Source organism: Vibrio hannami, assembly GCF_029589055.1.
Classification (GTDB): Bacteria; Pseudomonadota; Gammaproteobacteria; order Enterobacterales; family Vibrionaceae; genus Vibrio; species Vibrio hannami.
This window is the reverse complement of record NZ_JARQZP010000007.1, coordinates 1,826,747-1,841,190: the sequence shown is the minus strand read 5'-3', so window position 1 is coordinate 1,841,190 and position 14,444 is coordinate 1,826,747. Positions and strand designations below refer to the sequence as shown.

General features: G+C 46.1%; 16 protein-coding genes. All 16 read left to right on the top strand.

The annotated features are described in order from the left end of the window. Positions 1 to 3: 3 nt before the first annotated feature. The 16 genes from P7F88_RS22925 to P7F88_RS22850 all read left to right on the top strand — a co-directional run bounded on the left by P7F88_RS22925 (position 4) and on the right by P7F88_RS22850 (position 14,430). Positions 4 to 2,238 carry a chemotaxis protein CheA gene (locus P7F88_RS22925; protein WP_277828602.1) on the top strand — a complete coding sequence of 745 codons (2,235 nt, stop codon included), beginning with the start codon at positions 4 to 6 and terminating at the stop codon, positions 2,236 to 2,238. 15 nt (positions 2,239 to 2,253) lie between these two features. Continuing rightward, complete coding sequence (locus P7F88_RS22920) at positions 2,254 to 3,381, top strand: protein-glutamate methylesterase/protein-glutamine glutaminase (protein WP_277828600.1); 1,128 nt, start codon at positions 2,254 to 2,256, stop codon at positions 3,379 to 3,381. A gap of 9 nt (positions 3,382 to 3,390) precedes the next feature. Then, entirely contained in the window at positions 3,391 to 4,167 is a 777-nt protein-coding gene (locus P7F88_RS22915) for a ParA family protein (RefSeq protein ID WP_277828598.1), read from the top strand. Beyond that, complete coding sequence (locus P7F88_RS22910; protein ID WP_277828596.1) at positions 4,160 to 5,242, top strand: chemotaxis protein CheW; 1,083 nt, start codon at positions 4,160 to 4,162, stop codon at positions 5,240 to 5,242. Before P7F88_RS22915 ends, P7F88_RS22910 begins: the two co-directional genes overlap by 8 nt. 34 nt (positions 5,243 to 5,276) lie before the next feature. Further along, on the top strand, positions 5,277 to 5,771 hold the full coding sequence (locus tag P7F88_RS22905) for a chemotaxis protein CheW (protein WP_277828593.1): 495 nt from the start codon (positions 5,277 to 5,279) through the stop codon (positions 5,769 to 5,771). Next, a complete protein-coding gene (locus P7F88_RS22900) occupies positions 5,771 to 6,286 on the top strand; it encodes a DUF2802 domain-containing protein (RefSeq protein ID WP_277828591.1) in 516 nt (171 codons plus the stop codon). Before P7F88_RS22905 ends, P7F88_RS22900 begins: the two co-directional genes overlap by 1 nt. Before the next feature lie 210 nt (positions 6,287 to 6,496). Beyond that, positions 6,497 to 7,114 (top strand): cytochrome c biogenesis heme-transporting ATPase CcmA, encoded by a 618-nt coding sequence (gene ccmA / locus P7F88_RS22895; protein ID WP_277828589.1) that lies wholly within the window; start codon positions 6,497 to 6,499, stop codon positions 7,112 to 7,114. 1 nt (position 7,115) lies between these two features. Beyond that, on the top strand, positions 7,116 to 7,784 hold the full coding sequence (gene ccmB, locus P7F88_RS22890; protein ID WP_277828587.1) for a heme exporter protein CcmB: 669 nt from the start codon (positions 7,116 to 7,118) through the stop codon (positions 7,782 to 7,784). Positions 7,785 to 7,926: 142 nt separating this feature from the next. Further along, positions 7,927 to 8,664: a heme ABC transporter permease gene (locus tag P7F88_RS22885; protein ID WP_277829259.1), complete on the top strand. Its 738-nt coding sequence runs from the start codon at positions 7,927 to 7,929 to the stop codon at positions 8,662 to 8,664. A gap of 18 nt (positions 8,665 to 8,682) precedes the next feature. Next, positions 8,683 to 8,889 carry a heme exporter protein CcmD gene (gene ccmD, locus P7F88_RS22880; RefSeq protein ID WP_277828585.1) on the top strand — a complete coding sequence of 69 codons (207 nt, stop codon included), beginning with the start codon at positions 8,683 to 8,685 and terminating at the stop codon, positions 8,887 to 8,889. Further along, a complete protein-coding gene (gene ccmE / locus P7F88_RS22875) occupies positions 8,886 to 9,371 on the top strand; it encodes a cytochrome c maturation protein CcmE (RefSeq protein WP_277828583.1) in 486 nt (161 codons plus the stop codon). Before ccmD ends, ccmE begins: the two co-directional genes overlap by 4 nt. Further along, entirely contained in the window at positions 9,368 to 11,326 is a 1,959-nt protein-coding gene (locus tag P7F88_RS22870) for a heme lyase CcmF/NrfE family subunit (protein WP_277828581.1), read from the top strand. Before ccmE ends, P7F88_RS22870 begins: the two co-directional genes overlap by 4 nt. A 3-nt stretch (positions 11,327 to 11,329) precedes the next feature. Then, on the top strand, positions 11,330 to 11,884 hold the full coding sequence (locus P7F88_RS22865; protein WP_277828579.1) for a DsbE family thiol:disulfide interchange protein: 555 nt from the start codon (positions 11,330 to 11,332) through the stop codon (positions 11,882 to 11,884). After that, positions 11,881 to 12,360 carry a cytochrome c-type biogenesis protein gene (locus tag P7F88_RS22860; RefSeq protein WP_277828577.1) on the top strand — a complete coding sequence of 160 codons (480 nt, stop codon included), beginning with the start codon at positions 11,881 to 11,883 and terminating at the stop codon, positions 12,358 to 12,360. The genes P7F88_RS22865 and P7F88_RS22860 overlap by 4 nt, the downstream gene beginning before the upstream one ends. Continuing rightward, positions 12,360 to 13,583 carry a c-type cytochrome biogenesis protein CcmI gene (ccmI, locus tag P7F88_RS22855; RefSeq protein WP_277828575.1) on the top strand — a complete coding sequence of 408 codons (1,224 nt, stop codon included), beginning with the start codon at positions 12,360 to 12,362 and terminating at the stop codon, positions 13,581 to 13,583. Before P7F88_RS22860 ends, ccmI begins: the two co-directional genes overlap by 1 nt. A gap of 70 nt (positions 13,584 to 13,653) precedes the next feature. Beyond that, a complete protein-coding gene (locus P7F88_RS22850) occupies positions 13,654 to 14,430 on the top strand; it encodes an MlaA family lipoprotein (RefSeq protein WP_277828574.1) in 777 nt (258 codons plus the stop codon). The last annotated feature ends 14 nt before the right edge of the window (positions 14,431 to 14,444 follow it).

The window sequence follows — 14,444 nt, the reverse complement described above, 5'->3', positions numbered from 1 at the left end:
AGTATGAGCTACGAATTAGATGAAGATATCCTTCAGGACTTTCTGGTTGAAGCTGGTGAGATCTTAGAGCTGTTATCAGAGCAGCTTATTGAACTCGAGAATAACCCAGAAGATGCCGATCTGTTAAACGCAATTTTCCGTGGTTTCCATACTGTAAAAGGTGGAGCCGGTTTCCTTTCATTAACAGAGTTAGTCGACGCCTGTCACGGTGCTGAAAACGTTTTCGATATTCTTCGTAATGGCCAACGCAGTGTTACCGCTGATCTTATGGATACAATTCTTCAGGCTTTAGATGCTGTAAATGTAATGTTTGCGGCGGTTCAGGAAAGAGAGCCACTAACGCCAGCAGACCCAGCTCTACTAGAAGAGTTGCACCGCCTGAGTAAGCCAGAAAGTGCAGACGAGAAAGCTGCCGTTGCGGAACCTGAGCCAGAGCCAGTAATTGAACCAGAGGTCGAAGCTCCAGTTCCTGCTGCGGCGCCTTCAAGTGATGCTATTGATGCTGGTTCGATAGATGACATTACACAGGATGAATTCGAGAAACTGCTGGATCAGTTACATGGTAAAGGCGCTGCACCGGGTGCTACCACTCCTTCAGAGCCAGCTACGCCAAAAGCAGATACCCCTCAGCCTGCTGCACCAGCGGTCACCGATAGCGGTGATATTACCGACGACGAATTTGAGAAACTGCTAGATCAGTTGCATGGTAAAGGTGGCGCACCTGGTGGCCAGGCAGCCTCCGCACCTACACCTCCTCCGGTAGCCAAAGCGCCTGTAAATAATCCGGGTTCTGATGAAGACTTAATGACGGATGATGAGTTTGAGAAACTCCTCGATCAGTTGCATGGTACAGGCAAAGGGCCAAGCGTCGAAGAGTTAGACGCGGCAACCAAACCTGTTTCTGCAAACGCTGCCCCTGCTGCTCCAGCAGCACCAAAACCTGTAGAGCCTAAACCTTCAGCTCCAGCAGCTAAAAAACCAGCTGCATCAGCACAGGCTAAACCAGCGGCAGAAAAACCTGCAGCAACTAAACAACAAGCCCAACAGCCTAAGCCACAGGCAGAAGCAACTGTACGTGTAGATACCTCGACGCTGGATACCATCATGAATATGGTTGGTGAGCTAGTGTTGGTGAGAAACCGTCTGGTTAGCCTTGGCCTGAACCGCAACGATGAGGAAATGTCTAAGGCTGTAGCTAACCTGGACATTGTTACCGCAGATCTTCAGGGCGCGGTAATGAAAACCCGAATGCAGCCAATCAAGAAGGTGTTTGGCCGGTTCCCTCGAGTTGTCCGCGACCTGGCCAGGACGCTGAAAAAAGATATTGTTCTTGAGATGCGCGGTGAAGAGACCGACCTGGATAAGAACCTGGTAGAAGCACTAGCCGATCCGCTGATCCACCTGGTTCGTAACTCGGTAGACCACGGTATTGAGATGCCGGATATTCGTGAAAAAGCAGGCAAATCACGTACTGGTAAAGTGATTCTGTCTGCTTCTCAGGAAGGTGACCACATCGAGCTGGCCATCGTTGATGATGGTGGTGGTATGGATCCTGACAAGTTGCGTGGCATCGCGGTAAAACGTGGTCTTATGGATACTGAAGCGGCTACACGCCTGACAGACAAAGAGTGTTTTAACCTAATCTTTGCTCCTGGCTTCTCAAGTAAAGAGAATATTTCGGATATTTCTGGTCGTGGTGTTGGTATGGACGTTGTGAAAACAGCGATCAATACACTTAATGGTTCGGTTGATGTCGACTCTGAAATGGGTAAGGGCACGAAGATTACTATTAAAGTTCCTCTGACACTTGCGATTCTGCCTACGCTAATGGTTGGTGTTTGTGAGCAGCCATTTGCACTACCACTAGCTAGTGTGAACGAAATCTTCAACCTTGATTTAAGCAAAACAAACGTGGTTGATGGCCAGTTAACAATCATTGTCCGTGAAAAATCAATTCCTCTGTTCTATCTACAAAACTGGTTAGTGCCTAAAGCAGGCATGGTTGATCAGCGTAAAGGGCATGGTCACGTAGTTATTGTTCAGATTGGCAGCCAACGTGTTGGTTTCGTTGTTGACTCGCTTATCGGTCAAGAAGAGGTGGTGATCAAGCCGCTGGATGAATTATTACAGGGAACTCCGGGAATGGCTGGTGCAACTATCACAAGTGATGGTCATATTGCACTTATTCTGGATGTACCAAACCTATTAAAAGAGTACGCGACACGTTCTCGTATGTAATTGAAGAAGGGATTTATGGCAGTAAGAGTACTGGTTGTTGATGACTCAAGTTTTTTCAGACGCAGAGTAAGTGAGATTATTAACTCTGACGCTCGTCTTGAAGTCGTGGATGTCGCAACTAACGGTAAAGAGGCGGTGCAGAAGGCTAAAGAGATTAAGCCTGATGTCATTACGATGGACATCGAAATGCCAGTTATGGATGGCATTACTGCTGTTCGGAAAATAATGAAAACTCAGCCTACGCCAATATTGATGTTTTCTTCTCTTACTCATGATGGAGCCAGAGCGACACTTGATGCGCTGGACGCAGGAGCTTTGGACTTCTTACCTAAGAAGTTTGAAGATATTGCAAGAAACAGAGATGAAGCGACTCAGTTGCTGCAGCAGAGAGTGGCAGAGATAGCTCGTAAACGTGCATTTATGCGCAGAGCGCCTGTCACTTCGACTGCTACTACGGCAAGACGAACAACGACAACGAGCTCGTTGCGAACAACACCAGGTTCTGCGACCAGAGCGGCAAAACCAGAGCCTGTTGTTAACAATGCAAAGTTTCGTGCTAGTGGTAAGAAATATCAGTTAACAGCGATAGGCACTTCGACCGGGGGGCCTGTCGCGTTACAAAAGATACTGACTAAGTTACCAACGAACTACCCTCATCCTATCGTGCTGATTCAGCATATGCCGGCGACGTTTACGGCAGCTTTTGCTAGCAGACTTAACTCTTTATGTAAGATCCAGGTAAAAGAAGCAGAAGATGGCGATGTTCTTAAACCAGGTGTTGCTTATCTGGCTCCTGGTGGTATGCAGATGATGGTAGATGGCCGACCTGGAAGCGCGAGACTCAAGGTTCTCGATGGTGGTGACCGAATGAACTATAAACCATGTGTTGATGTAACTTTTGGTTCAGCAGCCAAGATTTATGGTGACAAGGTTCTTTCAATGGTATTAACCGGAATGGGAGCTGATGGCCGAGAAGGTGCCCGTATGTTGAAATCAGCGGGTGCGACAATCTGGGCTCAAGATGAAGAGAGCTGCGTGGTTTATGGTATGCCTCAGGCTGTGGCAAAAGCTGGGATCTCTACTGAAGATCTTCCGCTGGAGCGCATTTCCGAGCGAATGCTTGTTGAAGTTGGTCTGGCGTAGGAGTTTTTGATGATAGTCTGGAGCGTTGCAAACCAGAAAGGGGGCGTCGGTAAAACAACAACAACTGTTACTTTAGCAGGACTGTTGGCGAAAAAAGGCCATAGAGTGCTTTTAGTCGATACCGACCCGCATGGCTCATTGACGACCTATCTCGGGTTTGATTCTGATGCTGTGGCAAACAGTTTATTTGATCTTTTCCAACTGCCAGAGCTGAATCGAGAAAGTGTTCAACCACTCATCTTAAAAACTGAAATAGAGAACATTGATCTCGTACCGGCACACATGTCTCTGGCGACACTCGACCGTGTTATGGGGAATCGCAGTGGCATGGGGCTTATTCTGAAAAGAGCTCTGCTATCGGTACACAATGACTACGATTATGTGTTGATCGATTGCCCGCCTATTCTTGGTGTTATGATGGTGAATGCTCTGGCTGCAAGTGACCGTATTTTGATCCCGGTGCAGACTGAGTTCCTGGCGATGAAAGGCCTGGAAAGAATGGTTCGTACCTTAGCCATTATGCAGAAATCGCGTAATCGGGAATTTAAAACCACGATTGTGCCTACCATGTATGACAAGCGTACCAGGGCGTCACTACAGACCTTGACCCAGTTGAAGAAGGACTATCCAGACCAGGTCTGGGCTTCAGCGGTACCAATTGATACCAAATTTCGTGATGCGAGTTTAAAAAACCTTCCGGCTTCTCATTTCGCAGAGGGTAGCAGAGGGGTCTTTGCGTATAAACAGTTGCTAATTTACCTCGAGAGGCTGGCGGTTGATGGATAAAAAAGATCACGTCCTTTCCGGTGAACAGGCGCTGGATGAGTACTTCACTGCACTGCTTGAGGAAGAGCTGGTTGAGGATTTTGCACTTGCACAATCTTCTCCTGAGCAATCCTCTTCTGAACAGTTGCCTTCTGAGCAAGTGGCTGTACTCGAACCTCCTCATGAAGAAGTTGTTGAAGTGCAGGAGCCTGAAGTCGCTCTTGAAACTTCGGGTGCTTATGAAAAAGAACAAACATTTGTTCCGGAAGCAAAATTACAACCTGACTTTCATTCGTCCTATACTGAACTAGAGTATAACGAATTTGAGGTACCGGCCCTCGAAGATGTACAACGTTTGCTTGATAAGCTCGAAAGCACCGACTTTGCAGCTGATGTTTCAGGCATCATGGAGAAGAATACTGACGATATTGCTAAATCGGTAACCGAGGTTGAAGAGATTCAGGAATGGGATATTCCCGTTGTTGAACAGCTTGCTGAAGAGGTGATTAAAGAAGCGACTCCCGAGGTTGAAATATCTGAGGTACCGCAAACAGAGATAGTCGAAGAAGTTGTCGAAGAGCAGGAAGTAGAACTCGAAACTCAGACCGGTGGAATGGATACATACGACTGGCAGAGTACAGAACGCAGCGAAGATTTTCAGGTACTTTACTTTGAGGTAACTGGCGTTACTTTTGCGGTGCCATTGGACGAGCTTGGTGGTATTCACCGAATCGGAGATATGAGTCATCTTATTGGCAGACCAGGGTGGTACCTGGGATTGCAGACCAACAAAGAAGATCAGTTGGATGTTGTCGATACCGCTAAGTGGGTTATGGCCGAGAGATTATCCGATGATAGCCACAAAGAGGGTTACCAATACGTAGTTATGTTAGGCCTCAGTAATTGGGGGTTAGCAAGTACGGAACTAAAAGGTACCGAAACCTTAAACGCCGACAAGGTTAACTGGCGTACGCAGGCAGGAAAAAGACCATGGCTTGCGGGTATGGTAAGAGAGAAAATGTGTGCTTTAATTCATGTTGAAGCACTTATAAAAATGTTAAATGCTGGTCTGGACGTAAAATCTCTAGACAGTTGATAAATTTGTCCGCAGGACACAAAGAGGGAAAACCATGTCTCAAGTTAATGAAGTAGAAGCTAAAAAAGATCAGGCTAATGACGAAGTACTTCAGTGGGTAACTTTCCAGCTGGAAGAGGAGACCTACGGCATTAACGTAATGCAAGTGCGCGAGGTTCTGCGTTATTCAGAAATCGCTCCAGTCCCAGGAGCTCCGGATTACGTACTGGGTATTATCAACTTACGTGGCAACGTAGTTACTGTTATTGACACCCGCTCGCGTTTTGGTTTGATGGAAGGCGAAGTGACAGACAATACTCGTATTATTGTGATTGAGTCTGAGCGCCAGGTTATCGGTATTCTTGTTGATAGCGTAGCCGAAGTTGTTTACCTGCGTGCTTCTGAAATTGATACCACGCCAAGCGTCGGTACCGACGAGAGTGCTAAGTTTATCCAGGGCGTTAGCAACCGCGACGGTAAGTTGTTAATTCTTGTTGACCTGAATAAGCTACTTACTGACGAAGAATGGGCTGAAATGGCGCACCTGTAATGGTTGAGCTAGTTAACGCAAATACGGTACCGCTTATCATTGGTGGTGTCGTATTTGTAGTGTTTGTGCTTTTTATTTGGTTTAAAGGGCGCAATCATGCCCAACAACAGGCTGACAGGTTACGACAAGCTAACAGGCATATGGAGAAAGAGCTCCAAAAGGTCAACAATCAGCTCCTTGAAGTACGTTCAGTTGTGGTAGGACTTGGTCAAAAAGTCACTGAGCAGCAAGATGTTATTAAACATCTGTCTGAAAGAGTCACTGAACTAGAACATGTCGATTCGGACAGCAGGCTTTACTCCAGAGCAAGCAAAATGGTGCAGCTAGGCGCTGGCTTAGATGAGCTGATAGAAGAGTGCGAGTTACCAAAAGCAGAAGCTGAACTGATGATGTCACTGCAAAACAAAATTGCGGGTAAAGAAAGTGTCCCTCCGCTAAGTCGTCAGACGGCGGGTAAGATGAAAAGAGCTGCAGGTTCGCAATCAAATCACCGCCGAGAGCCGGTAAAAAGATAACTCCATGTTATCATGCGGTTAACAAAAAGAGCGTTTATGCTCTTTTTTTGTAACTACCCCTAAAGTATTATGTGCTCATACTTTTTTGTAATTTTGTGATAGCGCATGACATCAAAGAAAAAATATTTAAGTTTCCCGCTGCTTACGCACTGTTTGGGCTCTTTCGCACTATGTTAAGATAGCCGTCTTGCTTAATAAAATTTTACATACATGTTAGAAGTATCAAATCTTACGGCGATCAGGGATGAAAGGGTCCTTTTCGAAGACCTTTCCTTTACAGTTAATTCCGGAGAAATTGTCCAGATAGAAGGACGAAATGGTACCGGAAAAACCACCATGCTCCGAATTATAGCCGGGCTGGGTGATAAGGATGGCGGAGAGGTGTTTTGGAAACAGCTTTCGACTCAGGCTGATAGAGACGCCTTTCATCAGGATCTGCTGTTTCTCGGACACCAGACAGGTGTAAAACGGGAGCTGACAGGATTTGAAAACCTCTCTTTCTATCAGTCTATCCATCAAAAACACTCTGACAAAGAAGTTTTATGGCAGGCACTTGCTCAGGTTGGCCTTGCAGGTCGGGAAGATGTGCCTGTCGCCCAGTTATCCGCCGGTCAGCAGAGAAGGGTAGCACTGGCACGACTGTGGATTAGCGAGCAGCCTTTATGGATTCTTGATGAACCACTTACTGCTATCGATAAGCAGGGTGTTAAGGTTCTGGAGAACCTTTTCTTAGAACATGCAGAGAAAGGCGGCATTGTGCTTCTGACGACCCATCAGGATATGTTTGAAGACTCACCGAAACTCAGAAAAATAAAATTGGGTGAATAGTATGCTTAGTTCTATGGTGTCAATTATCCGTCGCGAGTTACTGATAGCATTTCGTCGTCAGGCCGACATACTTAACCCATTATGGTTTTTTATTATTGTTATTACTCTTTTTCCGCTAAGTATCGGCCCGGAACCTAACCTATTAGCTCGTATTGCTGCTGGTATTATCTGGGTGGCAGCTCTATTATCAGTGCTGTTATCAATGGAACGCTTGTTCCGAGATGATTTTGCCGATGGTGCCCTCGAACAGATGATGCTGTTTCCCGTGCCGCTGCCAATTGTGGTTATTTCAAAAGTAATTGCACACTGGCTGCTAACAGGTCTGCCACTTATACTGATCAGTCCGCTACTCGCAGTATTGCTTTCTCTCGATTTTACTACCTGGAAAACCGTCGTGCTGACGCTGTTAGTGGGTACTCCAACACTAAGCTTTATTGGTGCTATTGGTGTAGCGCTGACAGTAGGGTTGCAAAAAGGCGGAGTACTGCTTAGTTTGCTGATCCTGCCGTTATTTATTCCTGTACTGATATTTGCAACGTCAGCGATAGATGCGGCTAGCCTTGGTATGGCATATAACGGGCAACTGGCGATTATGGCTGCGATGCTGGTTGGCTCGATGACTCTGACGCCATTTGCGATTAGTGCGGCGCTTCGCGTTAGTGTGAATTAGTACTCCCAAACAATACCTTGGGGGTATTGCTACGACTAAAGTATTAGGATTAACCTTTAGCCTTAGCATAAATAAATTTATATCAGCATCATAACTATTATCAGGCTGGTATTGTGTTAATGAAGCAAGAGTGAGATTGACAATGTGGAAATGGCTCCATCCATATTCTAAACCTGAGACCACATACCGCTTATGTGGGAAACTTCTACCCTGGTTTTCTATTCTGACACTGGTCTGTCTGGGAACAGGAACCATCTGGGGGCTTGCATTTGCCCCTTCAGATTATCAGCAAGGAGATAGTTTTAGAATTATCTATATCCATGTCCCATCAGCAATCTGGTCTATGGGCGCTTACATGTCCATGGCGATCGCGGCGTTTATCGGGCTTGTTTGGCAACTGAGGCTATCTAATATGGCTGCAGCAGCAATGGCTCCGATAGGTGCAGTTTTCACATTTATCGCTTTGTTAACAGGTGCCATCTGGGGCAAGCCTATGTGGGGTGCCTGGTGGGTATGGGATGCGCGATTAACTTCAGAGCTGATTCTTCTTTTCCTATATCTTGGTGTTATTGCGCTCTACCATGCGTTTGATGACCAAAAAACGGCTGCAAAAGCTGCTGGCATCCTTGCGATAGTTGGTGTTGTGAACCTTCCAATTATCCATTTCTCTGTAGAGTGGTGGAATACCCTGCACCAAGGGGCCACTATTACGAAATTTGAAAAGCCATCTATATCCGGTGATATGTTGTGGCCGCTGCTATTAAACATTTTTGGTTTCGCATTCTTTTTTGCGAGTGTCACCCTGGTCAGATTCCGAAATGAAATTCTATCAAAAGAGAGCCACAGACCTTGGGTACAACAGTTGATAGCAAACAGATAGTGAGTGGGAGATAAGACTATGCATTTTGAAAACTTTTCTGATCTGTTGGCGATGGGCGGCTATGGCGCTTATGTCTGGAGCGCCTTTGGCATCACTTTTCTTGCTCTTTTCATTCTGTTGTGGAACAGCGTTTCTACAAGCAAGAAAATAACGAAAGAGATTAAAGCTAAACAGGCGCGTCAAGCTAGAATCGACGCGGCTAAAAATCTGGAGAACACCCTATGAACCCAAGACGTAAAAAGAGGCTGGGGCTTCTTCTTGCCCTGTTTTTTGGCGTAAGTGCAACAGTTGGACTTATCATCTACGCGCTAAATCAGAACATGGATCTTTTCTATACCCCAACTGAGATGGTTTATGGCAAGCCTGATGGTAGTAAACCAGAAGTAGGCCAGCGCTTGAGGATTGGCGGCATGGTTGTGGAGGGAACGGTAAAGCGTGATCCTTCATCTCTGAAAGTAAGCTTTGATCTAGCGGATGTTGGTCCGGCAGTGACGATTGTCTATGAAGGTATTCTTCCTGATTTGTTCCGTGAAGGTCAGGGTATTGTTGCTCAGGGCGTTATGACAGATGAGAAAACGATTGAAGCGTTCGAAGTTCTTGCTAAACATGACGAAGATTATATGCCACCGGAAGTGGCTGAAGCGATGGATAAGATTCATACACCACTTGAGTATTCCGAAGAGCAGACAAAAGGAACTGGTCAATGATTGCTGAGATTGGTCACTTTGCGCTGATTATTGCTTTAGGCATGTCGGTGTTGCTTAGCTTCCTTCCTCTTGTAGGTGCGAACCAGCGTTCTTCTATGCTGATGAGTACGGCTCGGCCGTTATCCTGGGGCATGTTCTTGATGCTCCTGTTTTCATTTGCAGTCCTGTTGTGGGCTTTTTATACCAACGACTTTACTGTGAGCTATGTTGCGAGTAACTCGAACACTGAGCTTCCCTGGTATTACCGCTTAACGGCTGTATGGGGAGCACACGAAGGTTCGTTGCTACTTTGGGCTTTGATCCAGGCTGGCTGGACTGTTGCGGTAGCAACATTTAGCCGTGGTATGCCACAGGAATCTGTAGCGCGAGTGCTGGCTGTTATGGGTATGATAACGGTAGGTTTCCTGCTGTTTATTATCATCACATCTAACCCGTTTGAAAGAACACTGCCATTCTTCCCAATCGATGGCCGCGATCTGAACCCACTACTTCAGGATCCGGGTCTTATTATCCACCCTCCAATGTTGTATATGGGCTATGTAGGGTTCTCGGTTGCCTTTGCATTTGCTATCGCTTCACTTATGTCGGGCCGATTGGATACCGCATGGGCACGCTGGTCGCGTCCGTGGACAATTGCAGCATGGCTGTTCCTGACTCTGGGTATCGCACTTGGATCATGGTGGGCTTATTACGAATTAGGCTGGGGCGGCTGGTGGTTCTGGGATCCGGTAGAAAACGCATCCTTTATGCCATGGCTGGCGGGCACAGCGCTAATGCACTCACTGGCAGTGACTGAAAAGCGGGGTACTTTTAAGGCCTGGACTGTGTTACTGGCAATTTCGGCATTCTCACTAAGCTTGCTTGGCACATTCCTGGTTCGTTCCGGTATTCTGGTTTCGGTTCACGCGTTTGCGTCGGATCCAGCTCGAGGTATGTTCATTCTGGGCTTCCTTGTGTTTGTTATTGGTGGTTCGCTGCTACTGTTTGCTCTGAAAGGTTCTTCAGTACGAGTGCGCAGCAACTTCGAACTGTTTTCTCGTGAGAATGCGCTGTTAGCAAACAATGTATTGTTGGTTGCAGCACTTGTTGTAGTACTTATTGGTACGCTATTGCCGCTTGTTCACAAACAAATTGGACTTGGTTCGGTTTCGATCGGTGCACCGTTCTTTAATACCTTGTTTACCTGGCTAATGATCCCGTTTTCGTTCTTGCTGGGTATTGGTCCTCTTATTCGCTGGAAGCGGGATAAGATTGGTCCACTTGTGAAGCCAATGGTAATTTCTGGCGTAGTGTCAGTGGTGCTTGGCGGCTTGATGGTAGTTCTACTGGGAGACGGATTTAAAGGTCTTGCCTTCCTTGGCTGGATAATGGCTATCTGGATCATCGTTCTGCACGGTTATGAAGTGTACCAACGAGCTACACACAGGCACAGTTTCAGTGTTGGTATCAAGAAGCTTCAGCGCAGCCATTGGGCGATGATGCTTGGCCATATTGGTCTTGCTGTATCAGTAATTGGTATAGCGATGGTACAGAACTATAGTATCGAGAAAGACGTACGTCTTGCTCCGGGAGAACACTTCCAGTTGCAGGAATATGATTTCTACTTTGCTGGCTTACGGGATAAAGATGGCCCTAACTACGACGGTTATATTGCTGATTTTGAAATCACTAAGAATGGTAAAGCGGTCACCACGCTTCATGCTGAAAAGCGCTTCTACCGTCACGCAGGTTCAATGATGACCGAAGCGGCTCTTGACCCTGGTATTACCCGTGATCTATATATCGCAATGGGTGAACGACTTGGTGAAGACAACGCCTGGGCGGTAAGGCTCTATTATAAGCCGTTTGTTCGTTGGATCTGGGCGGGTAGTTTACTAATGGCTCTGGGTGGAGCAATTGCTATCAGTGACAAGCGATATCGCTTCCGCAAAAAAGCGAAAGAAGTGGAGGCTTAAGAGATGAATAAAAAAATTCTATTTATTCCATTAGCTCTGTTTTTGGCCATGACCATACCTCTGCTTACTCAGCTGTTCAAAAACGCAGAGGGTGATGACCCGACGAAGCTGGAATCGGTTCTGGTTGGTAAAACGGTACCTGTATTTAAGCTTGAAGATCTGGCTGAGCCGGGCAAGTTTTATGATCAGTCGATCTTCAAAGGTGAACCGCTATTACTTAATGTTTGGGCTACGTGGTGTCCAACTTGTTACGCAGAGCACCAATATCTAAATGAGTTGGCTACCCGGGGTGTTAAGATCATCGGACTCAACTACAAAGATGAGCGTAACAAAGCGGTGGGCTGGCTAAATGATTTAGGTAACCCATACCTGATTAGCTTGTTTGATGGTGACGGCATGCTAGGGTTGGATCTTGGAGTTTACGGAGCGCCAGAAACTTATCTTATCGACGCAGACGGTGTTATTCGCTACCGCCATGTAGGTGATGTAAACCCAAGAAACTGGGCTGAAACACTAGAGCCAATGTATCAGAAAATGGTGAAAGGAGCGGCTAAATGAAAAAGTTCTTTTTAGTAGTATTGAGTTGCTTTTTTCTTTCTTCAGTGGCAATTGCTGCAATTGATGTTTACGAGTTTGATACCGAAGAGCAAGAGCAGCAGTTTAAAGATCTGAGTAACACGCTTCGCTGCCCTAAATGTCAAAACAACACTATCGCGGACTCTAACGCCGAACTGGCTCAGGATCTTCGCAAAAAAGTGTATGAGATGACGAAGGATGGTAAAAGCTCTGATGAAATTGTTGACTACATGATCGATCGCTACGGTAACTTTGTGACTTACAAACCGCCATTTACTGTTGCAACTTCAGTACTTTGGCTGAGTCCATTAGTTGTGGTTTTACTTGGTTTTGGCATCATTGTTATGCGTGGTAAAAAGAAAAAGGCTCAGGCTGCAACAAACGACGAGTGGAATGAAGACAAAGAAGCGCGTTTAAAAGCACTGCTTGAAGAAGACCAGAATGGAGATAAGAAGTAATGACAGTTTTTTGGTTTTCAACTGCAGTATTGATTGTTGCCAGCGCAATACTAATTGGTTTACCTCTATTTAAAACCAAAAGGTTTGACGATGCTGAGCGACGCGATGAACTGAACAAGGCATTGTTCAAAGACAGACTTACTGAGCTCGAAGAAGAAGCTTCAGAAGGTATTGCTACAGACTCTCAAGAGTTGGTAGCTGACTTAAAGCAATCTTTGCTAGACGATATACCACAGGATCAAGCTGAAGTACGTCAGGCTGAAACAGACTACAAACCTCTACATGTGTTTGTTCCTTCCATTCTGCTTCTTGCGGCGATTAGTTATGGAATGTACTCATCCTTTGGTAACCTCGATAAGGTGACTGATTGGCAGGATACGCTGTCAGAGCTTCCAAAACTAACGCAGAAATTAATGTCACCTAGTGATGAGCGACCTCTAACAGATGAAGAGATGGATGCGCTTACCCTAGGTCTACGTACGCAATTGCATAAGTCGCCTGAAGATGCGAATGGCTGGCTTCTGTTAGGACGAATCGCATTGGCGAATCAAGATGGCGGTACAGCTGAAGGTGCTTTTGGTAAAGCCTACAAGCTTGACCCGGAAAACCCGGACATTCGTCTTGGGTATGCCCAATCTAAAATGATGTCTCAGGATGAACAAGAGCGTGCTATGGCTCGTTCTATGTTGATTGGGTTACTCCAGGATAGCTATGTTGATCTTCGTATCTACTCACTGCTCGCGTTTGATTCTTATCAGAACAACCAGTTCGAAGCTGCTATTCGCTATTGGCGCATGATGCAGAAAATGATTGGGCCTGAAGATAGCCGTTATTCCATGCTGGAGCGCAGCATTCAGAATGCAGAAAATCAGCTTGGTAAGTCAGTTTCGACAACAAGTGTCCCGGTGATGATTAAACTGGGTGAGGGTATTCAACCAGGAAGCCAGGGTGTACTGATTGTTTCCGTACATGATGGAGCAGGTTCACCGATCCCTGTAGCTGCTGCCCGTTACCCTGTGGGTTCATTCCCTCGCACGGTTGTGTTAGATGATGGAAATGTGATGATGGAAGGGCAGTCAATTTCATCTCTTGAATCTATTATCGTACGTGCGCGCATTGATACGGATGGCAATGTTGCTAGTAAAGGTGGCGATTGGTTCGGCGAGAGCGTAGTAACGAAATTAGGTGAACAGGTTGAAATTACGATAGATAAGCAGTATTAATGCGTCTATGGATATAAATAAGGCTGGTAAAATCCAGCCTTATCTGTTTTTGGGATATATAAAAAATATAATGAACAGCGCATTTGGCAAATATATTCTTTCGTTACTTTTGGCTGGCTTTTTGGTGGGGTGTTCATCTGCGCCTTATGACGAACCAGAGCAACTGACAAACGAGGAAGTCCAGGAGGATGTCTACGACCCGTTTGAAGGCTTTAACCGGGCTATGTGGGCGTTTAACTATGACTATCTGGATCCGTACCTGGTTAAACCCGTATCGTTAACTTACGTAAATTACACTCCTACCTTCATCCGTTCCGGTATTTCCAACTTTTTATCTAACCTTGATGAGCCGGCCAGCATGATAAACGATGCCCTGATGGGTAACGGAGAACTTGCAGTAACCCACTTTAATCGTTTCTGGATAAACTCTACATTCGGCATACTAGGCCTGTTTGATGTTGCAGGGGCAGCAGGCATTACCAAAGAAGCTGAACGAGAATTTAGTGATGTGGCCGGGCATTATGGCGTAGGCAATGGTCCTTACGTGATGGTGCCAGGTTATGGTCCGGCGACAGTAAGAGATGTCGCAGATCAGGTAGACACTCTATATGTCCCACTTTCTCTTCTGAATTTCTGGGGGGCCGTCGGTAAGTGGGCTCTTGAAGGAATGGAAACCCGCGCTGCGTTGGTTTCTCAGGAGCCACTGCTAGAAGCTTCGCCAGATCCATATATCTTCACGAGAGACGCGTATATTCAGCATCAGGACTTTAAGGCTCAGATAGAGTCAGAGGATTATGATGAAGAAGATGAAGCGCTGTTAGATGAGTATCTGGATGAATTTGAATAAACAAAAAAGGCTGA